This window comes from Embleya sp. NPDC005971 (assembly GCF_040629175.1).
Classification (GTDB): domain Bacteria; phylum Actinomycetota; class Actinomycetes; order Streptomycetales; family Streptomycetaceae; genus Embleya.
Genome location: NZ_JBEXUX010000107.1, coordinates 1 through 24,568 on the forward strand (window position 1 = coordinate 1; position 24,568 = coordinate 24,568).

The 24,568-nt window shown below is 71.0% G+C and carries 28 protein-coding genes; 14 read left to right on the forward strand and 14 right to left on the reverse strand.

What is annotated here, in order from left to right:
* Positions 1 to 145 precede the first annotated feature (145 nt).
* The 6 genes from ABZ374_RS45425 to ectA all read right to left on the reverse strand — a co-directional run bounded on the left by ABZ374_RS45425 (position 146) and on the right by ectA (position 4,444).
* Positions 146 to 316, reverse strand: a complete 171-nt coding sequence (locus ABZ374_RS45425) for a DUF5670 family protein (protein WP_360323955.1) — start codon at positions 314 to 316, stop codon at positions 146 to 148.
* Between the two features lie 163 nt (positions 317 to 479).
* Complete coding sequence (locus ABZ374_RS45430) at positions 480 to 1,109, reverse strand: alpha-ketoglutarate-dependent dioxygenase AlkB (RefSeq protein WP_360323957.1); 630 nt, start codon at positions 1,107 to 1,109, stop codon at positions 480 to 482.
* 155 nt (positions 1,110 to 1,264) lie between these two features.
* Positions 1,265 to 2,188: an ectoine hydroxylase gene (gene thpD / locus ABZ374_RS45435; protein WP_360323959.1), complete on the reverse strand. Its 924-nt coding sequence runs from the start codon at positions 2,186 to 2,188 to the stop codon at positions 1,265 to 1,267.
* Positions 2,185 to 2,583: an ectoine synthase gene (locus tag ABZ374_RS45440; protein WP_360323961.1), complete on the reverse strand. Its 399-nt coding sequence runs from the start codon at positions 2,581 to 2,583 to the stop codon at positions 2,185 to 2,187. Before ABZ374_RS45440 ends, thpD begins: the two co-directional genes overlap by 4 nt.
* A 40-nt stretch (positions 2,584 to 2,623) precedes the next feature.
* Complete coding sequence (gene ectB / locus ABZ374_RS45445) at positions 2,624 to 3,877, reverse strand: diaminobutyrate--2-oxoglutarate transaminase (protein ID WP_360323963.1); 1,254 nt, start codon at positions 3,875 to 3,877, stop codon at positions 2,624 to 2,626.
* An 87-nt stretch (positions 3,878 to 3,964) separates the two neighbouring features.
* Entirely contained in the window at positions 3,965 to 4,444 is a 480-nt protein-coding gene (gene ectA / locus ABZ374_RS45450; RefSeq protein ID WP_360323965.1) for a diaminobutyrate acetyltransferase, read from the reverse strand.
* Positions 4,445 to 5,164: 720 nt separating this feature from the next.
* On the opposite strand from ectA, the gene ABZ374_RS45455 reads away from it, so the two are divergent.
* The gene (locus ABZ374_RS45455) at positions 5,165 to 5,821 is read left to right on the forward strand and encodes an endonuclease (RefSeq protein WP_360323967.1); all 657 of its coding nucleotides are present in this window, start codon (positions 5,165 to 5,167) and stop codon (positions 5,819 to 5,821) included.
* A 31-nt stretch (positions 5,822 to 5,852) separates the two neighbouring features.
* On the opposite strand, the gene ABZ374_RS45460 is transcribed toward ABZ374_RS45455, so the two are convergent.
* Entirely contained in the window at positions 5,853 to 6,170 is a 318-nt protein-coding gene (locus ABZ374_RS45460) for a hypothetical protein (RefSeq protein ID WP_360323969.1), read from the reverse strand.
* 242 nt (positions 6,171 to 6,412) lie between these two features.
* Here ABZ374_RS45460 and ABZ374_RS45465 point away from each other — a divergent pair, with 242 nt between their 5' ends.
* Positions 6,413 to 7,387 (forward strand): alpha/beta hydrolase, encoded by a 975-nt coding sequence (locus tag ABZ374_RS45465; protein WP_360323971.1) that lies wholly within the window; start codon positions 6,413 to 6,415, stop codon positions 7,385 to 7,387.
* A gap of 62 nt (positions 7,388 to 7,449) precedes the next feature.
* On the opposite strand, the gene ABZ374_RS45470 is transcribed toward ABZ374_RS45465, so the two are convergent.
* Complete coding sequence (locus ABZ374_RS45470; protein WP_360323973.1) at positions 7,450 to 8,019, reverse strand: hypothetical protein; 570 nt, start codon at positions 8,017 to 8,019, stop codon at positions 7,450 to 7,452.
* A 196-nt stretch (positions 8,020 to 8,215) separates the two neighbouring features.
* Between ABZ374_RS45470 and ABZ374_RS45475 the strand changes: the two genes are divergently transcribed.
* The 5 genes from ABZ374_RS45475 to ABZ374_RS45495 all read left to right on the forward strand — a co-directional run bounded on the left by ABZ374_RS45475 (position 8,216) and on the right by ABZ374_RS45495 (position 11,359).
* Positions 8,216 to 8,542 carry a hypothetical protein gene (locus ABZ374_RS45475; protein WP_360323975.1) on the forward strand — a complete coding sequence of 109 codons (327 nt, stop codon included), beginning with the start codon at positions 8,216 to 8,218 and terminating at the stop codon, positions 8,540 to 8,542.
* 98 nt (positions 8,543 to 8,640) lie between these two features.
* On the forward strand, positions 8,641 to 9,105 hold the full coding sequence (locus ABZ374_RS45480) for a GNAT family N-acetyltransferase (protein ID WP_360323977.1): 465 nt from the start codon (positions 8,641 to 8,643) through the stop codon (positions 9,103 to 9,105).
* Between the two features lie 80 nt (positions 9,106 to 9,185).
* The gene (locus tag ABZ374_RS45485) at positions 9,186 to 9,593 is read left to right on the forward strand and encodes a nuclear transport factor 2 family protein (protein WP_360323979.1); all 408 of its coding nucleotides are present in this window, start codon (positions 9,186 to 9,188) and stop codon (positions 9,591 to 9,593) included.
* A 132-nt stretch (positions 9,594 to 9,725) separates the two neighbouring features.
* Positions 9,726 to 10,793, forward strand: coding sequence for a TauD/TfdA family dioxygenase (locus ABZ374_RS45490; protein ID WP_360323981.1), 1,068 nt, complete (start codon positions 9,726 to 9,728; stop codon positions 10,791 to 10,793).
* Entirely contained in the window at positions 10,790 to 11,359 is a 570-nt protein-coding gene (locus ABZ374_RS45495) for a phosphonate degradation HD-domain oxygenase (RefSeq protein WP_360323983.1), read from the forward strand. Before ABZ374_RS45490 ends, ABZ374_RS45495 begins: the two co-directional genes overlap by 4 nt.
* A 54-nt stretch (positions 11,360 to 11,413) precedes the next feature.
* Here ABZ374_RS45495 and ABZ374_RS45500 read toward each other — a convergent pair whose 3' ends face one another.
* Positions 11,414 to 12,160: a GntR family transcriptional regulator gene (locus tag ABZ374_RS45500; RefSeq protein WP_360323985.1), complete on the reverse strand. Its 747-nt coding sequence runs from the start codon at positions 12,158 to 12,160 to the stop codon at positions 11,414 to 11,416.
* 211 nt (positions 12,161 to 12,371) lie between these two features.
* Here ABZ374_RS45500 and ABZ374_RS45505 point away from each other — a divergent pair, with 211 nt between their 5' ends.
* From ABZ374_RS45505 to ABZ374_RS45520, 4 genes are read left to right on the forward strand one after another with little or no spacing between them, the layout of a single operon-like run.
* On the forward strand, positions 12,372 to 13,553 hold the full coding sequence (locus ABZ374_RS45505; protein ID WP_360324007.1) for an extracellular solute-binding protein: 1,182 nt from the start codon (positions 12,372 to 12,374) through the stop codon (positions 13,551 to 13,553).
* Complete coding sequence (locus tag ABZ374_RS45510) at positions 13,550 to 14,488, forward strand: ABC transporter permease (protein ID WP_360323987.1); 939 nt, start codon at positions 13,550 to 13,552, stop codon at positions 14,486 to 14,488. The genes ABZ374_RS45505 and ABZ374_RS45510 overlap by 4 nt, the downstream gene beginning before the upstream one ends.
* A complete protein-coding gene (locus ABZ374_RS45515; RefSeq protein ID WP_360323989.1) occupies positions 14,476 to 15,324 on the forward strand; it encodes an ABC transporter permease subunit in 849 nt (282 codons plus the stop codon). The genes ABZ374_RS45510 and ABZ374_RS45515 overlap by 13 nt, the downstream gene beginning before the upstream one ends.
* Positions 15,325 to 15,326: 2 nt before the next feature.
* Entirely contained in the window at positions 15,327 to 16,418 is a 1,092-nt protein-coding gene (locus ABZ374_RS45520; protein WP_360324009.1) for an ABC transporter ATP-binding protein, read from the forward strand.
* Between the two features lie 68 nt (positions 16,419 to 16,486).
* Here ABZ374_RS45520 and ABZ374_RS45525 read toward each other — a convergent pair whose 3' ends face one another.
* On the reverse strand, positions 16,487 to 17,419 hold the full coding sequence (locus ABZ374_RS45525; RefSeq protein WP_360323991.1) for a LysR family transcriptional regulator: 933 nt from the start codon (positions 17,417 to 17,419) through the stop codon (positions 16,487 to 16,489).
* Between the two features lie 102 nt (positions 17,420 to 17,521).
* Between ABZ374_RS45525 and ABZ374_RS45530 the strand changes: the two genes are divergently transcribed.
* Positions 17,522 to 18,532 carry an NADP-dependent oxidoreductase gene (locus tag ABZ374_RS45530; protein WP_360323993.1) on the forward strand — a complete coding sequence of 337 codons (1,011 nt, stop codon included), beginning with the start codon at positions 17,522 to 17,524 and terminating at the stop codon, positions 18,530 to 18,532.
* A gap of 108 nt (positions 18,533 to 18,640) precedes the next feature.
* Positions 18,641 to 19,288, forward strand: a complete 648-nt coding sequence (locus ABZ374_RS45535) for a TetR/AcrR family transcriptional regulator (protein ID WP_360323995.1) — start codon at positions 18,641 to 18,643, stop codon at positions 19,286 to 19,288.
* A 405-nt stretch (positions 19,289 to 19,693) separates the two neighbouring features.
* Here ABZ374_RS45535 and ABZ374_RS45540 read toward each other — a convergent pair whose 3' ends face one another.
* From ABZ374_RS45540 to ABZ374_RS45550, 3 genes are all read right to left on the reverse strand, one after another.
* Entirely contained in the window at positions 19,694 to 20,533 is an 840-nt protein-coding gene (locus ABZ374_RS45540; protein ID WP_360323997.1) for an NAD(P)H-binding protein, read from the reverse strand.
* Positions 20,534 to 20,779: 246 nt separating this feature from the next.
* Positions 20,780 to 21,046: a hypothetical protein gene (locus ABZ374_RS45545; protein WP_360323999.1), complete on the reverse strand. Its 267-nt coding sequence runs from the start codon at positions 21,044 to 21,046 to the stop codon at positions 20,780 to 20,782.
* Between the two features lie 398 nt (positions 21,047 to 21,444).
* A complete protein-coding gene (locus tag ABZ374_RS45550) occupies positions 21,445 to 21,978 on the reverse strand; it encodes a ferritin-like domain-containing protein (RefSeq protein ID WP_360324001.1) in 534 nt (177 codons plus the stop codon).
* Positions 21,979 to 22,262: 284 nt separating this feature from the next.
* Between ABZ374_RS45550 and ABZ374_RS45555 the strand changes: the two genes are divergently transcribed.
* Positions 22,263 to 23,279 (forward strand): STM4015 family protein, encoded by a 1,017-nt coding sequence (locus ABZ374_RS45555; RefSeq protein ID WP_360324003.1) that lies wholly within the window; start codon positions 22,263 to 22,265, stop codon positions 23,277 to 23,279.
* A gap of 101 nt (positions 23,280 to 23,380) precedes the next feature.
* Here ABZ374_RS45555 and ABZ374_RS45560 read toward each other — a convergent pair.
* The coding region (locus tag ABZ374_RS45560) for a M4 family metallopeptidase (RefSeq protein WP_360324005.1) at positions 23,381 to 24,568 on the reverse strand (1,188 nt) is incomplete at its 5' end.

Here is a 24,568-nt window from a genome sequence, read left to right on the forward strand (position 1 = left end):
CACGGCGGTACCACCACACTGGAGGCACGCGCACTCGAACTGTCGGCCCGAGCATCGATGAATTCGATGCGGACCACACCCCGCCCTTGAATGCGTGGTGTCGCGGTGCTGCTCGTCAGGCACGGGGACGGTGCCTGCCGGAAAGTCACCAGCGGTACCAGCGGCCCCGCCTGCCACCGGTGCCGGCGGAGCGGAAGACGAAGCCCAGGGCCCACAGGACCAGGACGATGACGGCGATCCACCACAGTGCCTTGAGCGCGAAACCGGCGCCGAAGAGGATCAGGGCGAGAAGCAGGACGACCAAAAGGGGAATCATTGTTTTTACCTCCGCCCCACGTCTGCCCCGGCCGGGCGCGCCCATTCACGGAAAGGCCCCTGTTTTGCGCGGCCTTTTCCGGAAAGACTCCGCCGTCGGCTCGCGCGGCACTCTTCGGTTTTCGGACTTGACCCGTCGGGTGCGTGCGGATGGCGGTGGCCGCTCAGCCGACACCGTGCGGGCGGAACTGGATGCTGATCCGTGGTCCGGTGGCCCTGGCGGTCTTGGGAATCGCGTGTTCCCAGGTGCGTTGGCAGGAACCGCCCATCACGATCAGGTCGCCATGGCCGAGCGGGCGCCGCAGCACGGCCGCGCCCCCACCACGTGGGCGGAGCAGGAGATCGCGCGGGGTGCCGACCGAGACGATCGCGACCATGGTGTTCTCGCGGGCTCCCCGACCGTTGCGGTCGCGGTGCCAGGCGACACTGTCGTGGCCGTCGCGGTAGAGGCACGGACCCGCACTGACGAAGGGTTCGCCGAGTTCCGCCGCGTGGTGCTCGGAGAGCCGATCGCGTGCGTCGGACAGGGAGCGGTGCGGCAGGTCGTCGGCGGGCCCGTAGTGGGCGAGCAGGCGGGGAACGTCGACGACGCGCTCGTACATCCGCCGACGCTCGGCCCGCCAGGGGACCGTCTCGGCCGGCGCGGCGAACAACGTGTCCGCGCCGGCAACCCATCCCGCCGGTTCGTCGATCCAGGCGCCGTTTCCGAGCATGGTGCGGCGCACGCCTTGCGGTGCGCCGATTCGGACGACATCGTTTTGGTCGAAGAGCGAACCCTGGAGACAATCCGACATTGCGCCACGATGCTCCATCGAGGCGAACGCATGTTCGAGTGTGGTGGAGGAGCCGCGCGGGCGGTTTGCCCCCGTGGTCGGCGTCGGGAGGTGGCCGGACGGCGCCGTGGTGAGCGCATGGTCACTCGGCGTGTGACCATGCGCTCACCACCGGGTCAACGACCCCGGGCGGCGATGAAGTCGGGGCGGGGCTCCGGGGCCGCGTATGGGTCGGTCAGGGCGTTGTGCACGCTGTTGTAGACGATGAACAGGTTGCTGCGCGGATACGGCGTGATGTTCTCCGCGGATCCGTGCATGCAGTTGCTGTCGAACACGGTCGCCGAACCGGCCGGCCCGGTGAGCACCGCGATGCCGTGTCGGTCCGCGAGTTCGGTCAGCGAGTCGGGGTCGGGCGTGCCGATCTCCTGGCGGCGCAGCGAGGTTCGATAGTGGCCGTGCGGGGTTTCGCCCGGACACGCGACGAACGTGTGATGCGAACCCGGCATGATCATCAACGCGCCGTTGTGCACGTGGTTCTCGGTCAGCGCGATCGAGATGCTCACCGCCCGCATCGCGGGCATGCCGTCCTCGGCGTGCCAGGTCTCGAAGTCGGAGTGCCAGTAGAAGCCGGAGCCGTCGAAGCCGGGCTTCAGGTTCGCGCGGCTCTGGTGGATGTACACGTCCGAGCCGAGGATCTGGCGGGCCCGGCCGACCAGCCGTGGATCGGCGACGAGTTCGCGCAGCAGCGGGCTGATCCGGTGGATCTCGAAGATCGACCGCACCGCCTCGGAATCGGGTTCGATGATCGTGCGCTCGTCCGCGCGGACCGCGGGGTCGTCGCACAACCGGGCCAACTCGGCGCGCAGCAACGCGACTTCGCCGGCTTCGAGCAAGGGGTCGACGGTGACGAAGCCGTCCCGCCGGTAGTCGCGGAGTTCGTCCGGCGCCATCGGTCCCTCGGACGCGTCGGCCCACACCACCGGATCGCGGCGTTCCACGTGCAGCACGCCGGAGAGGTGGCGGGTGGGATAGGCGTCCACCGAACGGCGGTTGGCCGCACCGCCGTCCGCCGTACCGCGATCGATCGAGGGGACCGTCATGCGCCCGCCTCCTCGTGCAGCAGCGGGTACACCCCGTTTTCGTCGTGGGTCTCCCGCCCGGTGCACGGTGGGTTGAACACGCACACCATGCGGATGTCGGTCTTCGGCCGCATCGTGTGCCGCTCGTGACCGTCGAGCAGATAGGTCGTGCCCGGCGTGATCGTGTACGTCCGGCCGGTCTCCTCGTCGGTGAGTTCGCCCTCACCGTAGGTGCAGAAGACCGCCTCGATGTGATTGGCGTACCACATCGAGGTCTCGGTACCCGCGTACATGACCGTCTCGTGCAGGGAGAAGCCGACGCCCTCCCGGGCCAGGACGATGCGGCGACTGCGCCAGGTGTCGGCGACGATGTCGCGGTCGGTGCCGTCGAGTTCGTCCAGGGTGCGAACGATCATCGTGGTGGTCCTTCCGTTGTGGTCGGTGGCGTCCGGGAGTTCAGGCGGCGGCGCGGACGGCACGCACGGCGTCCGCCAGGATGCCCATGCCCTCGTCGAGTTCGTCCTCGGTCGTGGTCAGCGCCGGCATCAGCTTGACCACCTCCGACTCGAAACCGGAGGTCTCGACCAGCAGGCCGCCCTCGAAGGCCCGCGCACACACCGCTTCGGCCAGGGAGTTGTCGGCGAAGGTCAGACCCTGGATCAGGCCGCGGCCACGCCGGGAGGCGCCGAGCGCGGCGTGTTCGGTGACCATCTCGGCCAGGTGACGCTCGATCAGTTCGCCCTTGAGCGTGGTCTGCTTTTCCAGCGACCCGTCCGCCCACAGCTCCAGCGCGGCGGTGGCGGTGACGAAGGCCGGGTTGTTGCCGCGGAAGGTGCCGTTGTGCTCGCCGGGCTCCCAGACGTCCAGGTCGCGGCGGAAGAGGGTGAGCGCCATCGGCAGCCCGTAGCCGCCGATCGACTTCGACAGGCACACGATGTCCGGGGTGATGCCGGCCGGCTCGAAGCTGAAGAACGGACCGGTACGACCGCAGCCCATCTGCACGTCGTCGACGATCAACAGGATCTCGTGTCGCCGACACAGGTCGGCCAGTGCGCGCAGCCACTCGAACCGGGCGACATTGACGCCGCCCTCGCCCTGTACGGTCTCCACGATCACCGCGGCGGGCAGGTTCAGGCCGCTGCCGCCGTCGGTGAGCAGACGTTCCAACCAGATGAAGTCGGGCAACTGCCCGTCGAAGTAGTTGTCATACGGCATCGGCGTGGCGTGCACCAACGGAATACCCGCGCCGGCGCGCTTCTTCGCGTTGCCGGTGACCGCGAGCGCGCCCAGGGTCATGCCGTGGAACGCGTTGGTGAACCCGATCACCGCCTCGCGCCCGGTCACCTTGCGGGCCAGCTTGAGCGCGGCCTCCACGGTGTTGGCACCGGTGGGGCCGGGGAACTGCACCTTGTAGTCCAGGCCGCGCGGTTCGAGCACCACCTCCTCGAAGCGCTCCAGGAACGTGCGTTTGGCCGCCGTGGACATGTCCAGGCTGTGCGTGACCCCGTCGCTTTCCAGGTAGTCGAGCAACGCGCGCTTGAGCAGCGGGTGATTGTGGCCGTAGTTCAACGCACCCGCTCCGGCGAAGAAGTCCAGGTAGGTACGCCCGTCCTCGTCGTACATCCGGCTGCCGCGTGCGTGGGTGAACACGGTGGGCCAGCTTCGGCAGTAGCTGCGGACCTCGGACTCGAGAGTTTCGAAAACAGTCATGCTTCTCCAGGGATCGGATGATCGAGGGCAGCGGCGAGCCACGTTCGACGGCGCCGCCCCCTCCGGTTCGGTTCGGGGCCGTCGGGCTCAGGCGGCTGCGGCGAACGGGCCTATCCGGAACAGGACTTCGTCGGCGTGCCCGTCCGGGAACAGGGCCGCGCGAAAGAGTTCGGTACGACTCACATGCGCCCCGTGTTCGCGGCCGAGCGCGGTGAACAGCGCGATCGACGCCGCGTTGTCCAGGGTGATCGTGGTCTCCATGCGGGTTTGCCCATGCGGGAGGCGGCGCTCCATCAACGCGGTCAGCATCCGCGTGGCCAGCCCCCGTCCCCGGGCGGTTTCGGCCACCGCGACCTGCCACACCATCAGGGTGTCCGGCAGCCCGGGCCGGACGTAGCCGGTCACGAAGCCCAGGACGCGCGCGTCCTGGTCACGGGCGACGATCGAGGTCGCCGCGAAATCCCGGCACCAGAGCAGGTAGCTGTACGAGGAGTTGAGATCCAGCGCCGCGCTCTCGCGGGCCAGGTGCCACAGCGCCGCGCCATCGCGCAGCTCGGGTGGGCCCATCGAGACGACGGGACGGGCGGATTCCGTTTCGGCGAAAGATTTCGTTTCGGCGGACATGCCGATCGAACCTACCGACGTGCTCGTGGCGGACCGGAAGGGTGGACCTTCCCCACGCGAGCCGCTCTCCATAACCTTCGGGTGCGCGCGCGCACGTTCCTCGGCAGCCGATCGCCAAACCCCGTGTCGACACACACTCGACGCCGTCGGTCATCGGGCCGGAGAATCTTCGAAATCGATGCCACTGAGCAGGAGTTTCTTCGCCGAAAGTGACGAATGGCGAGAGTTTCTGCGCATGAAGCAGGGTGTCACTATTGGGCAACGCGGCGATAACGTGTCGTGACCATCGCAGAGAGCAAGAATCGTCGGCGATGGCGGTGGTGATTGTGAGCATGCTCATAATCTTGACTGCGACAACGACCGCGCCTTCGTGCAGTGCGTCCGAACTCGCCTTTCTGTCAACGCCGTTGCGGCCGCGGGCCGGGTAGGTCCAGGGGTCGGGGCCGGTCGGTGTCGGCTCGATTCCGCCCGCGAAGTCCGGAGATCGTCAGGACTGCGGGAGGTGATCGGCGCGTAGCCGCCCGTGTCGCCTCGGACGCCCGGCCCACCATCGACCTGTCACCGACCGTGATGGGCCCCGGGCCCTGCTGCTCGTGCCCATCGCCGATGGACGTGGGCGATTCGATCGGGTGCGGTGGGGTAGCCCGAGGTGGGAGGCACATCATGAGGACCACCCGCACCCGGGACGGACGGGTGGCGGCGCTGCTGTCCGAGGCGGGCACCACGTACGCCGAGGAAGCCGGCATCCGCGTCGCGGATAGGCCCGCGCCGCTGTGGCAGTTGTCGGTGCTGAGCAACCTGACGGCCACCCGGATCAAGGCGTCGATCGCCGTACACGCCGCGCGCGAACTGTTCGACGCGGGCGGCGGGACCCCGGCGGGCATGACCGAACTGACCTGGCAGCAGCGGGTGGACGCGCTCGGGCGGGCCCACTACGTACGCTACGACGAGGGCACCGCGACCCGGCTCGGTGCGTGCGCCGACCTCGTTCGCGAGCGCTACCGGGGCGACCTGCGCCGACTCGCCGGCGACGCGGACGGGCGGCGCGAGCGCGTCGAGGAGCTGCTCCGGGCCTTCCCCGGCATCGGTCCGTCCGGTGCCCGCATCTTCTGCCGCGAGGCCCAGGGGATCTGGCCGTTCCTGCGGCCGGTCCTGGACCGGAAGGCGCTCGACGGCGCGGATCGGGTCGGCCTGCCGACATCGTCCGAGGCCCTGGCCGCGCTGGTCGAGGAGGACGACCTGCCGCGTTTCGCGGCGGCGCTGGTGCGAGTGGCGCTGGACCGGGGTCTCGCGGACCGGGTGCGGGCCGCCGCGTCATGACGCCCGCCGGCGGTGGCCGCCGGCGCGCACGTCACTCGCTCGTGGGGTCGCCGGTGCCCTGGATGTCGACGCGGTCGGGGCGTCCGGCCCCGATGCGGATGCCGACCACCAGGAATCGGCCGTGTGTGCCGCTCGGGAGACACAACTTCCCCTGGCCGGCCAGGTAGATTTCGTGCAGGTCGGAGTGGGCCGTCGGGCTCTTCGGGCTCAGCGTCGCCGTCCAGCCGATCGGTGTCGTGTCCGGGCCCGGGTCGTACAGGCGTTCCTCGTCCGCGTCCACGATCGCGTGCACGCCGATCCGCCGGCCGCCCGGCAGGACCACGGTCGCCGATCCCTCGTGATCCTTCATGGCTGCCAGTCTGGTCCGTCGTCGTCGGTTCGGCACGCGGAAGAGGGCGTGTCGCGCTGCGAATTTGCGCGGATACCAAACGTGTTCGCCTTTCGTTGTTTTCCGATGATCCGATCGTGCGGCGTGCGGCACAATGTGGCCGGTCGACCACCCGACCGACCCCGCCGTTCCGCGACGGGCCGCGGCGAGGAGGTGGTTGACTGCTTCGCATGGACCTTGGGCGAGCTTCGAGGGCTCGGCGTGTGCCCCCATTCGATCCCGAACTGGGCGCGTTTCTGGCCGCCTTGGGGGAGGGCGCGCGGGAGCCGCTCACCCCGGCGAACCTGGCGCACCGGCAGGCCCGGGATGCCGAGACGCGGCCCAGGCCGACCCTTGCGGAGCTGCGGGCCGACGGTCGTTTCGAGGTGGACGAATCGCGGGTGCCGGGAGCGTCGGGCGGGCGGGACGTCACGCTCGTGTGCGCCCGCCCCGCCGGGGTGACCGGGCCGCTGCCGCTGCTGTACTACCTGCACGGCGGCGGGATGGTGATGGGCAACGCGTGGTCCGTGCTTCCGCAGGTGCTGCGTGAATGGGCGCTCCCGCTGGAGTTGGCGGTGGTCTCCGTCGAGTATCCGTTGGCGCCCGACGCGCGGTATCCCGAACCGCTGGAGGGCTGTTACGCCGGATTGCTCCGGATGGTCGCGGACGCGGACGCACTGGGCATCGACGCGGACCGGATCATCGTCGGCGGCAAGAGCGCCGGCGGCGGACTCGCCGCGGCCCTCGCCCTGCTCACCCGCGACCGCGGCGGGCCCACACCGATCGGGCAACTGCTGCTGTGTCCGATGCTCGACGACCGCGACGACACCTTCTCCGGACGGCAGTTGGCCGGCGTCGACACGTGGGATCGCACCTCCAACACCACCGCGTGGCGGGCGGCCCTGGGCGACCGGTACGGCGCGGCGGATCTGCCGCCCTACGCGGCGCCCGCTCGCGCGAGGGACCTGGCCGAGTTGCCGGCGGCCTATATCGAGGTCGGGTCGGCCGAGACCTTCCGGGACGAGGGCGTGGCGTACGCCAACGCGATCTGGCAGGCCGGCGGTCGAGCCGAACTGCACGTATGGCCCGGGGCGTTCCACGGCTTCGACACCCTCGCGCCACGGGCCGCGCTGAGCCGGGACGCCCGCGACGCGCGCCTGCGGTGGCTGCGACGCACGCTCACGCAGTCGCAGCCATAGCCACAGTCGTGGTCGCGAGCGCGGTCCGTCCGAGCGGTGGCCCGGCCCGAGGGGCTTCGCGGCTACGCCGCAGGTTGTTCCGGGGAGTCGCCGGTGGGCAGGCCGAGGAGGACGCGGATGCGGTAGGGGATGTCGCTGTCCGTGTCGTCGTCGAATGCCTCCATCGCACGGCTGAACTGGCCGACGGTCTTGGCCTCGATGATCTTGAGCCACGCGGGTCGCAGGGACATGTTCGCCCGGGCGAGCGCGTCCGCGAGTGGGGCCACGTCGGCCGGCCATGGGGTCGCGGCGAGTTGACGGGACTCCTCGTCCTCGGCGGCGAGTCGGTTGGCGACCAGGGCGCGCAGTTCGGTCCACGGACGGTGGTCGCGGATGCCCGCGAGGAGCGCGTTGGCGGCCCGGTTTCGGCGCGCCGCGATCTGCTGGTAGCGACGGGCGGCCTCGGCGCGGGTCAGTGTGGCGCCGGTGCGCGGCGGCAGGGTGAAGGGGACCGCCCCCGAGGCGCTGGGGGCGGCGGAGGCGGGACGGGCGGCGTCCGCGACGTCGGCGGCGGCCGAACAGCCCACGGCGGAGGCGGATATCACGGCCGCGGTCGCGAGAGCGGCGAGCACGGTACGGCGATTGTCGATCACGAAGACGTGAGCATAGGTCCTGCCCGCGCCGAACGCGCGGGCAGGTCCGCCCTCCGTGCCGGCGCCCCGGACAAAGCGAACTCGGCCCGCTCTTGCGGGCAGTTCGCCAAGGCGCCCGCCCCGGCGCCTCGACCGCGCGAGTCGGATGCGACGGTTGCGTCCCCGCGGCCGATGCCGTCTGGTAGAAGGTGGTGTCATGACCGGTGACGGCACAAGACTCGAACGGCGCATCCGACGCGACTTTCCCGCACCGGGTTCCGCGCCGGAGATCGTGCGCATGCTCGACGCGCTCCCGGAGGCCGCCGGCCATGATCGGGAGATGTTGGGCAGCGAGCGCATCCGCGCCGCGATCGTCCTGCTCGCCGACGGCGACCTCGGTCGGTTCCGTCGGGCCGTCGAACTCGCGAAGGCGGACTGGCGCGACCTGCTCGTCGACGCGGAACTCGCCGATGCCGATTGGCCCGCACGTCTGGACACCGAACTCGGCCCTGGTGGCGACGACCCGCGGTCCGCACCCGCCTGAGCCCCATCGACGGCACCCGGGTCGCGTCACGACACCCCGCCGCGTGGGCGGGTGCGGGACGCGGGCGGGCATCTTGGGCGAGCCGGCAGGATGGACCGATGGACGTCGTCAAGCCTTGTGGGTTCCCGGTGCGCCGCGCGGACGAGTCGGAGTCGGATGCGCTGGCCGGGATCGACCCGATCGCGATCGAGGGCGACGACGAGCGTCGGGCGAGCATCCGCCGGTGGTGCCGGCAGGGCGTGGCGGTCGTGGCGGAGGACGCGTCCGGCCTGCTCGGCTACTGCGTGGTCGAGTACACCTTCTTCGAACAGGGTTTCGTCACGATGCTGATGGTGGCCCCGACCGCGCGTGGCGGCGGTGTCGGCCATCGGCTGCTGGACGCCGTGGCGGCCTCGTGCACCACCCCGAAACTGTTCACCTCGACCAACGTCTCCAACCAGCCGATGCAACGACTGCTCCGACGGGCCGGCTGGAGTCCGGTCGGCCTGGTGCACGGCCTCGACGAGGGCGACCCGGAGCTGTTCTACCTGTGCCCACCGCGGCCCGGACCGCCGCCCGCGTGACGGGTGTCCCGACGCGGTACCTCTCGGGCACCCGACCGACCGCCACCACGACCACCCGTCGACATACCCGGAGGCCCGCTGTGTCCGCAACGCCGCAGGAGATTTTCCAGAGGTACATCCACGCCGGGACGCTGTCCCGCGATGCCGATGCCCTCGCCGAGTGCTTCACCGAGGACGGCGTCCTGGAGGCGCCGCTGGTGCCCGCCGGGGCCGGCTTCCCCCGGCGGTCGGTGGGTCGTGCGGAGATCCGGACCGCGATGGCGGCGTACTACCGGCAACCGGTGCGGAACGACCGGGTGCCCAACTTCGAGAAGTCCGGATACGTACTGCACACCACGGCCGACCCCGACGTGTTCATCGCCGAGATCGACACCGTGTTCGACGGGGACGGCGAGGACACGGCGGTCTCGCTGGTGCAGATCTTCCGGGTCCGGGACGGGAGGATCGCCCGACTGCGCGACTACTTCGCGCCGGAGCTGGTCGACTGAGGCCCTCCGGAGGTGGTGTTCACGTCGGCGTCACGCGTTCGTGGCCGGGTGCTCACGCGGCCCTGCGAAGGTAACCCTGGTAGCGAGTTGTACAGACAACTTTGCGCACTCTCTGAGACCAAGGAGACGCCCATGGCTACCGCCCTGGACATCGGCGGCCTGCCCGCCGTGTGGCTGCGGGACAACTGCCCCTGCCCGCTGTGTCGCGACCCGCGAACCGGGCAGAAGTTGTTCCAGATCACCGACCTCCCGCTCGACCCGGTCGCCGCCGACGTCCGCGAGCACGGGTCCGACGTGGAGATCGTGTGGGCACCGGACGGGCACCGCTCCGTCTACGCGCGCACCTGGTTCGAGGCGCCCGCCGAGCCGGATCCCAGGAGCGAGGACGCCAAGTCGCTGTGGAACGCCGCGCAGTTGCCCGCGTCGCGGTTCGAATTCGACTGGAACGACTACGCGCGCGACCCGGTGCCCGCGCTGACCGCCGTACAACGCTTCGGGCTCGCGCTGCTCCGCGGCGTTCCGTGCGTCGAGGAGCAAGTCCTCGCGGTGGCGGGCACGTTCGGCTTCGTGCGGGAGACGAACTACGGCCGGCTCTTCGACGTGCGGGTCGAGGAGCGGCCGAACAACCTCGCCTTCACCTCGGTACGGATCACCCCGCACACCGACAATCCCTATCGCGACCCGGTACCGACGCTGCAACTCCTGCACTGCCTGCACAACGAGGCCGCCGGTGGTGACTCCGGTTTCGTCGACGGCTTCCGGGCCGCCGCGCTGCTGCGCGCCGAACAGCCGGACGCCTACCGGGCGTTGGTGTGTACGCCGGTGCCGTTCGAATTCCGCGACGCGCACACCCGGCTCCGTGCGCACCGACCGATCATCGGTGCGGACGACGCGGGGCGGATTCGGGAAGTGCGCTTCAACAACCGCTCGATGGGCACCCTGCGGCTCCCGGCCGGCGAACTCGCCGAGTTCTACGCGGCCTACCGCGCCTTCGCCGAGATCCTGGGCCGCCCCGAGCTGATGCTGACCCGACGGCTGGATCCGGGCGATTGTGTGGTGTTCGACAACACCCGGGTCCTGCACGCGCGCACCGCGTTCGACGGTGCGGGCCGGCGGCACCTCCAGGGCTGCTACGCCGACCTGGACGGCCTCGCGAGCACGCTGGCCGTCCTCGACCGCACGGTCGGAGACGCGTCGTGACGGATCGTCGGGAGATCGACACGAGCATCCTCGACGAACTGGCCCACCTGTTCGCCGACCAGGGCGCGGGCGAGTACCTCGGGGAGGCCGTCACGATGGCCGAACACATGTTGCAGGCCGGGGCGCTCGCCGAGGCCGAAGGTGCCCCCGAGCACCTGATCGCGGCCGCGTTGCTGCACGACATCGGGCACTTCCACGGTCCGTTGACCGGCCGCGACCTGATGGCGGGCGAGGACAACCGGCACAGCCACACCGGCGCGGACCGGCTCGCTGGGCGGTTCGGGCCCGAGGTGACCGAGCCGATCCGGCTGCACGTGGCGGCCAAGCGCTACCTGTGTGCCACCGAGCCGGGCTACGCCGCGCGCCTGTCGGCCGCGTCCGTGTACACGCTCGGCGTGCAGGGCGGCCCGATGGACGAGGCCGAGGCGCGCGCGTTCGCGGACGGGCCCTACGCGGTCGACGCGGTACGGGTGCGGCGCTGGGACGAGGCGGCGAAGGACGCCGACACGATCGTCCCGGACTTCGCGCACTTTTGTGCGTTGTTGACCCGGCTGCTGCTGCCGTGAGCCGGTCGGCCGGGCCCTCCCGGCCCGGCCGGTCGAGCCGCCCCCGCCGACCCGTCAGCCCCGTCGTCGGGACAGTGCCGTCGTGGCCACCGAGTTGTGCACCGTGAAGGCCACGGTGCCCGGCAGGTAGCGGTCCTGCGACCACTCCACCGGCACACCCGTCGGGTCCGTCGTGCGGCGCCGTTCGCGCAGCAGCGACGTGCCCGGTGGGCAGCCCAGCAGCCGGGCGTCCTCCGCGTCGGCCGGCCACTGGTCGATCGTGTGGTCGGCGTCGGTGAACAACACGCCCAGTTCCTCCAGCGGCTCGGTGTGCGAGACCGCGTCGATCGGAAATCCCTGCACCAGGGCTCCGATCCGCTCGGGATACACGGTGCGCTCGATCATCACCGGCACCCGGGAGAGCGTCCGCAACCGCAACACCCGGTAGACCGACGACCCCGGCGCCAGGCCCAACTGGGCACACTCGCCCGGATCCCCCGGCACCGGTTCGACCGCCACCGTGCGCCCGCCGGGCTCCTCGCCGATCGAGCGCGCCCAGCGGGTGAAGCTCAGCAGCTCGGCGAAACTCTGCGTCCGGGCGGCCCCCAGCACCACCCGCCGGGTGCCGCGCCGGGACGTGACCATCCCGTCCGCGCGCAGCACCGCGAGCGCCTGGCGCACCGTGCCCCGCGAGACGCCGTAGTGCTGCGCGAGATCGCCCTCGGCGGGCAGCCGACCACCGGAGCCGTATCGGCCGGTGGTGATCGCCTCCCGCAGATCGGCCGCGACCTGTCGGTAGCGCGCCTCGCCCTGAACCCCCATCGCCACCCCCCGAATTCCATTGCCGGGACGTCCGACCGTGGCGACCCTACCCGGTCACGGCGCGGCTGCCGGGGCGCACGGCTATTTCCCGGGAACCTCGCGCGCCCGTGCGGCTGTGTTCATGTTGCGGCCATCGACGTCGGGCGTACTGGACCAAGTTGTACAGCCAACTCAGGCACTCCATTCGAAGCTCCAGGAGAACCCCGTGACAGTGCTCCGCGTTCGTGCGACCGGACTGGTCGCCGGCCTTGCCGTGGCCGCGCTCACCCTGAGCGCCTGCGGCTCGGCATCCGACAAGACGTCCGGGGCCGGCACCTCCGCCGCGTCGGGCACTCCCGGCGGGGCCAAGGACGCGGCGTCGGCCACCTCCGTCCAGGACTTCGGCGGCATGGAGGCGCTGGTGGCCGCGGCGAAGAAGGAGGGCAAGCTCAACGCGATCGCGCTGCCCCGCGACTGGGCCAACTACGGCGCGCTGATCGACGCCTTCCAGGCGAAGTACGGCATCAAGGTCGAGGTGGAGAACCCCGACGGCACGTCCCAGGACGAGATCAACGCGGTGACCCAGCGCAAGGGCCAGGACCGTTCGCCCGACGTGCTGGACCTGGGCAACGCGTTCGCGCTCAGCGCCGCGAAGCAGGACCTGCTCGCGCCGTACAAGGTCGCCGCGTTCGACCGGATCCCCGAGCCGCAGAAGGACGCGCAGGGGCGCTGGTTCAACGACTACGGCGGCTACATCTCGATCGGCTGCGACGCCGCGCGGATCAAGGAGTGCCCGAAGACGTTCGCCGACCTGCTCAAGCCGCAGTACAAGGGCCAGGTCGCGCTCAACGGCAACCCGACCAAGTCCGGCTCGGCGTTCGGCGGCGTGTACGCGGCGGCGCTGGCCAACGGCGGCTCGTTCGACGACATCCAGCCCGGCCTGGACTTCTTCGGCAAGCTCAAGAAGAACGGCAACTACAACCCGGTCGAGTCGACCCCCGCCACCGTGCAGAAGGGCGAGACGCCGATCAGCATCGACTGGGACTACCTCAACGCGGGCTACGCGGACGAGTTCAAGTCCAAGGGCGTCGACTGGCAGGTGAACATCCCCACCGACGGCGTCTACGCGCAGTACTACTCGCAGGCGATCGTGAAGTGGGCGCCGCACCCGGCCGCCGCGCGCCTGTGGCAGGAATTCCTGTACAGCGCCGAGGGCCAGAACCTGTGGCTCAAGGGCTACGCCCGGCCGGCCCTGATGGGCGCGATGAAGGAGGCCGGCACGCTGGAGGCCGGATTCGCCGCGAAGCTGCCCGCCGTGCCCGGCGCCGGCGCCCCGGTCTTCCCGACCCCGGACCAGGTCGACAAGGCCAAGAAGGTCCTCACCGGTGGCTGGGGCCAGGCAGTCGCCGGATGAGCACCGACCTCTCCGACGTCGGCGCCCCCGCCGAGGTCCGGATCGTGCCTCCGCTCGCCGTGCGCGAGCGGAGCGCGGCCCGGCCCCGGCGGCGGCGCCGCGCCCCGCACTGGCTCGGTGTAGTGCCGTTGTTGTTGTTCGCCGCCGTGGTCTTCGGCGTGCCGACGGCCGCGATGGTCTTCGGGGCCTTCACCACACCGGCCACCGCCCCCGACGGGGTGCAGGCCACCGGCGCCAACCTGTCCGCGTCCGTGCAAGGCGCGTACCTGACCGCGCTGATCGGCAGCGTGAAGTTGTCCGCGGTCACCGCGCTGATCGCCACCGTGTGCGCACTGCCGATCGCCTACACCGTGGTCACCTCGCGCTTCCGCTTCGTCCGCGAGGCCGCGCTGACCGCGTCCGGCGTGCTCGCCAACTTCGGCGGGGTCGCCCTGGCGTTCGCGTTCGTGGCCACGCTCGGCAATGCCGGGGTGGTGACCGGCAGGCTCGACCTGACCGAGCACGGCTGGAGCCTCTACAGCTTCACCGGACTGTCCGTGGTCTACCTCTACTTCCTGATCCCGCTCATGGTGCTCATCCTGACCCCCTCCCTCGAAGGACTGCGCCGGCAGTGGCGCGAGGCGGCCCGCAACAACGGGGCCAACGCGTTCCGTTACTGGGTGCACGTCGCGCTGCCGATCCTGACCCCCGCGCTGCTCGGCGGCTTCGTCCTGCTCTTCGGTTCGGCGTTCGCGGCCTACGCGACGGCCGCCGCGATGGTCGGCAGCTCGGTGCCGTTGGTGACGATGCAGATCGCCGACGCGCTGTCCGGCAACGTCCTGGTCGACCAGGGCAACGTGGCGCTCGCGCTCAGCCTGGACATGGTCGTGGTGGCCGGTCTGGTCACCGCCGTTCACCTGCCCCTTCAGCGTCGGAGTGCCCGATGGCTCGACTAGCCGCACTGCGCGGCCGGATCCGTTGGTCGCGGGGCGTGGTCCTGCTGATCGCCGGCACGTACTTCCTGCTGCCGATGGTGTGTTCGGTGGTCTTCAGCATCGACGTACCCGGCCGGGGCATCACGTTCGACGCGTACACCGGGATCCTGGGGGCCGACGGCTTCCTGGACAGCCTCACGCTCACCCTCGAACTCGCCGCCGCCACCGTCGTATCGGTGTTGTTGCTGCTGGTGCCCGCGCTGATCACCGTGCGGCTGACCGCGCCGCGCCTGCGCTGGGTGATCGAGGTGGTGTGCTCGCTGCCGTTGGTGGTACCCGCCATCGCGCTGGTCGCCGGCATCGGCACGGTGTTGCGCTGGGGTCCGGACCACCTGGCCGACACCCCGCTGTACGACACGTTCATCGCCATCCAGGACCCGGATTTCCCGATCGTGCTGGTGCTCGCGTACACGCTGATGGCGCTGCCGCTGGCCTACCGCACGCTCGACGGCGGGCTCGCCGCGATCGACCTCGAGGTGCTGGTCGAGGCGGCGCGCGCGTGCGGCGCGAACTGGCCGCGCGCGGTGCTCCAGGTGGTCCTGCCCAACCTGCGTGGTGCGTTGCTCAACACCGCGTTCCTGACCCTGGCGCTCGTACTCGGCGAGTACACCGTCGCCGCGATCCTGGGCTACCGCCCCTTCGCGGTGTGGATCGTCGGCATCGGCGGTTCCCAGGCCGAGATGTCGGTCGCGGTGTCGGTGATCGGCCTGCTCGTCACCTGGGTACTGCTGCTCGCCCTCGCCACCGCCGGCCGGCCGCGCAGCGCCCGGACGAAAACCCTCCCGGAGACCTCGTGACCATGACGTTCGACCAGCCGAAGACCCGCACCGGGCCGCAGACCGGCGCCACGGTCGAATTCCGGGGCCTGCAACGCTCGTTCGGCAACGTCCGGGCCCTGGCCGGGCTGGACCTGACGGTCGGGCAGGGCGAACTCGTCGCCCTGCTCGGCCCGTCCGGCTGCGGCAAGACCACCGCACTGCGCGTGGTCGCGGGCTTCGAGCATCCGGACGCGGGGGAGGTGCTCGTCGACGGCGAGGACATCACCCGGGTGCCCGCGCATCGCCGCGACGCGGGCATGGTCTTCCAGTCGTACAGCCTGTTCCCGCACCTGAGCGCGCTGGACAACGTCGCGTTCGGCCTGCGGATGCGGGGCGTGGGGCGCGCCGATCGACGCGCTCGGGCCGGTGAACTCCTGGACCTGGTCGGTCTGCCGGACCAGGCCGACCGGTATCCGCACCAGCTCTCCGGCGGCCAACAGCAGCGGATCGCGCTGGCCCGGGCGCTCGCGCTGCGTCCGCGCGTCCTGCTGCTCGACGAGCCGCTGTCGGCACTGGACGCGCGAGTGCGGTTGACCCTGCGGGACGAGATCAGGCGACTGCAACAGGAACTCGGCATCACCACCCTGTTCGTGACGCACGACCAGGAGGAGGCGCTCTCGCTGGCCGACCGGGTCGCGGTGATGAACGCGGGCCGGCTCGAACAGTGCGCGCCACCGGCGCAGTTGTACGCCCGTCCCGCGACCGCGTTCGTCGCCGAGTTCGTGGGGGTGATGAGCCGCCTCCCCGCGCGGGCCGACGGTGCGGTGGTGCACGTCCTCGGCCGCGACCTGCCGATCGACGGCGAGCCCGCGCACGGCGACGTGGACGCGCTGCTGCGCCCGGAATCGATCGAGGTCACGGCGGCGGCCGCGGACGGCTCGGCCCAGGTGCTCGGCGCGGCCTTCCTCGGCGCGGTCACCCGGCTGAGCGTGCGCTCGGCCGCGGGCGCGACGGTCAAGGTCGACGTGCCCTCGCACACGGCGGCCACGCTGCCGGTCGGCTCCCGGGTCGAACTCGCCCTGCCGGACCGCCCCGTACTCGTTGCCCCGCGCAAGGAGCCGGCGCGCACGTAGGGCCGGCGCGCCCGGTAGGGCCCGCCCCCACCTCCGGCGATCGTCGACACTGCCCGGCGGGAGCGGGATCAGCCCCGAACCCGGGTGCGCGCCTTCGCCGGGACACCGGGGGTGCGGGTGTGCCGGAGTTCGCGGACGAGTGCCCGGACGGCGGCGGTCGCGGCGAGTTCGGGTGTGGTGAGGTAGCCCACGGAGCGGGTCGGGCGGGTCGGGCCGAGATCGGCGATCCGTACGGAGGGCGGTGCCCCGGTGAGGGAGAGCGCGGGCATGATCGCCATGCCGAAACCGCTGCTCACCATGGCGAGCACGGCTCCGTCGTCCTGCGCCTCGACGGTGGCCGGGGGGATCCAGTCCTGCGTCGCCCACCATTCGCGTGTGTAGGAGGAACAGTTCTCGGTCCAGTCGACCAGCGGCAGTGAGCGCGGATCGGGATGCCCGGCCGGATGCACCAACGCGTAGGGCTCCTCGGACAGGACGCCGGCGATCAGCCCCGGCGGCGTCGGCGTACCGGTCCCCAGGGTCGCGATGCCCACGTCCGCCCGCCCCTCGGCCACCTCCCCGGCCGTGCCCGGGCCGACCTCACGGACGATGCGCACCCGGGGTTCGAGATCCGGGTGCCGGGCGGTGAGGCGTTCCAGCACCGGCGGCAGCAGATGCAGGGCCGCGCTGCGGAAGGCGGCGATGCGCAGCGGTCCGGTGACCGCGGGTCCCTCGTCCGGCCCGGCGCCCGCCCCGCGGGCCTCGGCGACCAGTACGTCCAGCATCCGCAACACACGTCGTGCGTGCGCCGCGGCCGCGGTCCCCGCCGGGGTGGGCCGGATCCCGGTCCGGCCGCGCTCGAACAACACGGCGCCCACCTTGCGTTCGATCTCGCGCACCGCGTGCGAGACGCCCGACTGGGTGGTGCCCAGCGCCACGCCGGCGGCCGAGAAGCTGCCCGTGTCGGTCGCCGCGACGAGGATCCGCAACTCCTGCGGCGAAAGATCGGCTCGGGCCGTCATCAGGGCTCCCATCTGCCGTCATGAGGGCGACTCATGGATCCGGATCGGTCATGAGCGCAACCCGCTGCCGGGCCCGCGCATTCCTGCGTACGTTCGCGTCCCATGAACTCGCCCCTGCGCACCGAGGCCGTCACCGTCCACCAGATCGCCCGGCCCGACGGGTTCCCCGCCTGCGAGCACTTCCGGTTCGTGGAAACGCCCGTGCCCGAGCCGGCACGCGGGACGGCCTTGGTGGAGAACCTGTACTGGTCGGTCGACCCCTACCACCGCGAGATGATGGACGCCGAGTTCGCGCTGAACGCCCCGCTGGAGGGGCGCACGCTCGGCCGGGTCGTCGCCTCCCGCGACCCGGCGCTGGTCGAGGGCACGATGGTCTTCCATCGCCGGGGCTGGCGCACGCACGCGGTGGTTCGTCCCGACGAGGTGCAACCGCTTCCCGACCTGCCGGGGGTCCCGCTGTCCGCGCACCTGGGCCTGCTCGGCGGTACGGGGCTGACCGCGTACGTCGCCCTCACCCGGATCGCTCCGCTGCGCGAGGGCGACGACCTGTTCGTCTCCGGCGCGGCGGGCGCCGTCGGCACCGCCGTCGGCCGGTTCGCTCGGCTGTTGGGTGCGCGGCTGCTGGTGGGCAGCACGGGATCGGCGGCCAAGGCGCGGTATCTGACCGAGCGGGTCGGCTACGACCGGGCCTTCGACTACCGGGACGGTCCGGTTGCCGAACTGCTCGCGCGCGCCGCGCCGGACGGCGTCGACGTGTTCGTCGACAACGTCGGCGGCGACCACCTGGCCGCCGCCGTCGGGGCGCTGCGCGAGCGCGGTCGGATCGTCCGGGTCGGCACGATCAGTCAGTACAACCGGCGGGATGCCCCGCCGGTGCGCTTCGACCACGCGGACTTCGTGGAGAAGAGCCTGCGTCTGGAGGGCTTCCTGGTCCGCGATCACGGCGACCTGCGGGACGAGTTGTACGACTTCGCGGTGCCGCACCTGCTCGCCGGAAGGCTGACGTCGGACGAGACGGTGGTGGTGGGCTTCGAACGGATCGTGGCGGCGTTCACGTCGATGCTGCGCGGCGGCAACACCGGGAAGATGATCATCAGAGCGACGGGCGCCTAGGCGAGGGTGATCGTGGTTCGCCGAGCCGCCCGCAGGCGTTCCGCCCTCGCGTGGCAGCCCCACGGTGCGCCTGGACGCAAAAACCCGAACTCGGCTAGGTTTTCTTTCATGACCGGACCCGTGGAACCCGAGCGGCAGGCGCGGTTGGACAACATCCGTACGCCACGCGGCCGTTACGCGAAGGGCGTGGCCCGTCGCAACCAGATCCTGGAAGTGGCGCTGGACGTGTTCGCGACCCTCGGGGAAAAGGGCGCGCTGATCAAGGAGATCGCCGACCGCATGGGCATGTCCCAGGCCGGCGTCCTGCACTACTTCGGGTCACGCGAGGGTCTGCTGATCTGGGTGCTCGGCGAACGCGACCGGGTGGCCGGCGAGAAGATCGCCTTGGACGCGTACGGCGACCCGCTCACCCGGATGGCCGACCTGCTGCGCCACAACGGCGACGTCCCCGGCCTGGTGCGCCTCTACGTGAGCATGGCCGCGGCGGCCGGCTTCCCCGGCCATCCGGCCCGCGACTTCTTCGAGGTCCGCTCCACCGACATCGTGGCCGGCCTGCGCGAGGGCCTCGCCGAGCTGCAACAGCGCGGCCGGGTCCGACCGGAGGTCGACGTCGACGCCATCGCCCGACTGGCCCTCGCCGCCGCGGACGGCATCCAGTACCAGTGGCTGATCGACCCCACCGTGGACATGGGCGCCGTCATCGACACCATCGTCGCCCTGGTGGTGGACGCACCTCCGCCGCCGGAGGCGGGGTAGTCGTCCGGCCCGGCGGTCACGGCGCGATCGCCGGGCCGGCCCCGCCCGGGGGTGCGGTTCCTCTCCCATCGGCTTCGTGCCAGGGAGAGGAGCCTCGGTTCACCGCGCGTCGGGCGGGCCGTCACGACTCGTCGGCGGTCGCAAACCGTTCCCGGACCCGACGCGCACCCGACAGGCGCGTAAACGGTTGCTCGACGACGACACACGTTTGCCCGCAGTCGCCGAGATCGCGGCAGCCGACGCCTACGGCGTATCGTGCGACCGATTTTCGGGAAGAGCGGCTTGCCACCCGCCCGTTGGCCGGCCGGCGGGACGGGGACAGGGTGCTGCGGGGGTGGGCCCGCGCCGCCGCCCCACCGGCACTTGGGCCCGGAGTCCGAGGTGGGGCGGCCTGGCGGCGGCGGGTCAGGCGAAGTCGGCGACGTGGTCGGCGGCCCACCGGGCGTAGCCGCGCGGAGCGGCGCCGGTGAGTCGGGTCAACGCCGGGGTGATCTCGGGCCGGGTGTCCACGGTCGCCGCCATCAGGTCGAACAGGGCGTGCACGAAGTCGGCGTCCATGAAGGCGGCCAACTGTTCGCGCACCGGTCCGGCGTCGAGCTCCTCGAAGACGAGCGGTCGACCCAGCGCCGCGCCGAGCAGGCGCACCTGCTCGACCTGGGTGAGGGCCTCGGGCCCGGTCAGCAGGTAGGCGCACCCGGCGTGTCCGTCGGTGGTGAGGACCCGGACGGCGGCGTCGGCGACATCGCGTTCGTGGATCGGCGCGGTGGTCGCTGCCGCGTAGGGAGCGCGCACGACGTCGCCCTGTGCCAACTGCATCGCGAAGGTGAGCGAGTTGATCGCGGGGAACATCAGCCGCAGGAAGGTGTGCGCGATCCCGGTGGCGGCGACCGCCTGCTCCACCCGGGCGTGGTAGGCGGCGATCACGTTCGGCTGTACGGGTGCCCCGTCCACGACGGCGCCGGACGACAGGAACACGATCCGGCGCACACCCGCCGCGCCGGCGGCGTCGAGCAACGCCTCCGGGGCCGTTCCGTACGGCAGCACCAGGAACAGCGCGGTCACGCCGTCGAACGCCGCGGTCAACGTGGCGGGATCGGCGAAGTCGCCGCGGACCACCTCGGCCTCCTCCGGCAGTGCGGCGCTCTCCGGCTTGCGGCTCAGCGCCCGCACCGGCAGCTTCGCCGCGGCCAGCGCCTCCACGGTCTGTCGGCCGAAGTGTCCGGTGGCTCCGGTGACCAGGATCATCGTCGTTCTCCTTCCGCTGCGGGCGAGGGCCTCGGATCCGGTCCTCGTCCCGCTCGAAGACGACGGTAAATGCCCAATAGGAACGCTGCGTTCCGCAATGCTTCGGGCATCCCGACCGGCGTCGGCCGGCTCGTTCCGCCGGGGAGCGGCCAAGGATGGCCCGACGACAGCATTTGGTGGGGGCAAGACCCGCATCCGGACGAGATCGCGCCCTCGTACGTGTTCCTCGCGGCGGGTCGAGCGCGCTCATCCCCCTTCGCGTGCACATACCCGGGTTCGGTGGTCGGCGTTGGACGTGACCACGCAGGGGTGCCCCAACGCGCTGTTCTCGTCGACCAGGAACAGCGCGAGCTGCTCGCCGACCTCCAGCCCCAGATCGTGGTGGATCACCCCGTTCCAGGTGTGTGGCAACACGTCGCCGTCCACCGGCCAGTCGTGCAGATCCACCTCGACCTCGACCTCGTCGTCACGGTTGGGTACGACGACGATGGCCGGTGCGCCGATGATGTCCATCCTTCGAGTGTGGACCCGCGATCGAAAGCGTGAGCGCACACGCGCCGGCGTGTCGCGTCGCGAGAGCGTGGGTTCACTCGGCTGCGGAAGGCCACCGCGACACCGAGACCGGCTTCGACGGCGCGCGGGCGGCCAATGAACCGACCCACACGGAACGGAATTTCGCGTCCGGACAGCCGATCTGCAAGCCGCCGTCGTCGCCGCCGCGTCGAGCCGAATCGGCCCCGGCACCGGGCTCGCAGTCGCGCATTGCCCGGGAGTGCCCCATGGGGTTTCGTCGAGGGGGCGGGCGCACGGGTCCGCTCCGGTGGACCCGTGCGCACGGTCGATGCTCGATGTGGTCGGGGCTCGATCGGCCCGGGGCGGCGCGAGACGTCGGCCGCTCGGGCCGGTGTCGATCAGGTGCCGAGAAGGTCCAGCAGGTCGTCGGCGTGTTCCTCCTCTTCCTCCAGGATCGACTCGATCATGCGTCGGGTGGTGGGATCGCGGTCGCCGAGCCAGCGGGCGATCTCCTGGTAGGTGGAGATGACGATGCGTTCGGCGAGCAGGTTCTGTTCGAGCATGGCCTTCAGGTCGGTGTCCGCGGCGGTCGAGTACTCGGTGTGCGAGCGTTCGTGCAGCGTGGTCGGATCGAAGTCCGGATCCCCGCCGAGTTGGGAGATGCGCTCCGCGGCCCGGAGCCCGTGCTGCATCTCCTCGGCGGCGTGCTCGGTGAACTCCGCCGCCACCTGGGCCCGGTCGATGCCCGCGGCCGAGATGGCGTGCCGGGTATAGCGCAGCCAACACACGATCTCGGTGGCGACCACGTCGTTGAGCACGTCGATCACCCGGCCGGTGTCCAGTCCGTACGTCGAGGTGACCGCGCCCTCGCCCATCTTCTGCCGTGCCTGCTCCCGGATCCTGGTCACATCCAGAACGAAGTCGTCGCTCATGCCCGCTGCCTCTCGCCTCACACCGTCGGCGCCGATCGCCGCCCAACCCCACTGCCTCGAACGCCGGGCACCCACACTCGAACGTAGGTGCGGAATTCGAATGGGCCGGGTCGATCCGGCTGCCGACGTCGGCTCGTGATCGAGCGGCGCGTCGGACGTCTCCATTGAAGTCCCACCGAGCTCCCGCTTCGAACTCCCGTGCGCACCCCGCCCCAGGGTGCTGTCGGCCGGGGTTCGTAGGCTTCGGCCGGCAGCAGGTTCGATCGGAAACGGAACAGACCCTCATGAGTGTGTGGAACCATCTCGGCGAACTGGGCGGGCTCCCGGTGCACGAGTTCCTGGCCGTCGACGACATCGACGGCTTCGACAAGGACGACGAGGAGCAGCTCGCGGAACTCGTCGCCTCCGCGCCGGAGCCCGGAGCGGTCGCCTGGAAGATCGCCACCCACTTCGAGGCCGAGCTCGAATTCGCGGACGTGTTCGCGCTGTTCCTCGACACGGTCGACACCACGCGGGTACGGGCGCTGGTCATCGGCTACTGGGCCACCGACATCCTGGAGGGCGAGAACGCCATCATCCGGGTGTTGTGCGAGCACGCCGACCGATTCCCGGCGCTACGCCACCTGTTCGTCGGCGACATCATCGGCGAGGAGCACGAAGTCTCGTGGATCCCACCCGAGGACATCACGCCGCTCCTGGACGCCTTTCCGCACCTGGAGGAACTGGGCTACCGGTTCGGTCAGGATCAGCAGCCGGCTTCCGGATTCGCACTGCGCCCGACGCGGCACGAGCGACTGCGCAAGCTCGTCCTGCAGACCGGCGGCATGCCCGCGCGGGTGCCCCGGGCCGTCGCGGCGTGCGAGTTTCCCGCACTCGAGTACCTCGACCTGTGGCTCGGGGTGCCGATGTACGGAGGCGACGCGAGCGCGGCCGACCTGGCCGACCTCCTGGACGGCACCCGGCATCCCGAGCTGCGGCACCTCGGCCTGATGAACAGCGCGATCCAGGACGAGGTCGCCGCGGCGGTCGCCGCCTCCCCCGTCCTCGCGCGGCTGCGCTCGCTCGACCTGTCCATGGGCACGCTCTCCGACACCGGCGCGGACGCGCTGCTCGCCGGCCGGCCGCTCACCCATCTCGAACGCCTGACCGTGCATCACCACTTCCTCGGCGCGGACGCCGCCGCGCGCCTGCGCGCGGCCCTCGAACCGGCCGGAGTCGCGGTTCACCTGTCCGAGCCGAGCACGCCGTGGAGCGGGGCGGAGACCCCCGAGGAGGGCCGGTACACCGAGGTCGCCGAATAGCCGGATCCGGACGCGGTGCCGCCCGGTAGGCCGAACGACGGGCCTACCGGGCGGCACGATCGGGCGGGTCGGCTACCGGAGTCGACTGTCCGCGGGTCGGCTCAGCAGGCGCCGAGGTCCACCCACACCCCCCATTGGCCGGTGGTTCCGGGGACTTCGCCCTGGGTCCACCACTTGGCGCGGTAGGTGTGGCCTTGATAGGAGACCACACTGCCGTTGGTGTAGACCGAATTCGCGTTCCACGCGGGCGCGTTGCACCCGGGTCCGCCGCTGCCGACGGTCAGCGTGTATTGCGCGGTATGGGTGGCGGTACCGGTCGCGGTGACCGTCACCGTGTACGTACCCGGAGTCGCCGTCGAACTCGCCGAGAACTTCAGCGACGAGTTGGCACCCGACTGGATGGTGCCCGGAGTGAACTCCGCGGTCACCCCGCTGGGCAGGGTCGAGGTGGTCAGGGTGAGCGACTGCGCCGACCCGCTGGTGGTCGTGGTGTTCACCGCGGTGGTGACGTCGCCGCCGAGCGCCACGTTGCCCGAGGTCGGGTTCAGTGCGAGCGAGAAGTCGGGGTCGCCCGGATTCGAGGTGCAGGTCGGGTCGTTCGGCTGGGCCGGCAGGCTGACCGCGTCCCAGGCGGCCTTGGTCTTGGCGAACAGGGCGCAGGTCGGGTCGAGGGTCTTGGCCGAGTTCAGCGTGACCGTGCGGTACTTCTTGTAGGTCATGCCGCTGGTCTTGAGCAGCATGCCGCCGTAGAAGATCTTGCCGGCCTGCTGGATGCCGACCCCGGTGAGGGTGGTGTTGTTGCAGGTCGGGCTGGCGGGCTTGCCGCCGCCGGGATTGGTGCCCTCGGCCAGCAGGTAGAACCAGTGGTTCAACGGCCCGGCCGCCTTGTGCACCTCGGTGCTGGGGATGGACGAGCTGTAGCAGTCCGGGTCGCCGTTGGTGGACGGCTTGTACATGTAGCGGATCGGGCCCTGGCCGACCAGGTTGACGGTCTCGCCGACGGTGTAGTCGGGGACGTCGTACGGCGAGGGCTCGTTGGTGTACGCCTCGGTCAGTGCGCCGAAGATGTCGCCGGTGCCTTCACCGAGTCCGGCTTCGGTGCTGGTGCCGCCGGGGGTGTTCTGGTCGATGCCGTGGCCGAATTCGTGGCCGATCACGTCCATCGACGCGATCCACTGGTTCGACTGGTTGTGGCCGATCGTGATGGTCGAGCCGTCCCAGTAGGCGTTGAGCTCGTTGAGGCCGACCTTGACCGGCCAGCTCCCGCCGTTGCCGTTGTGCCCGTTGCG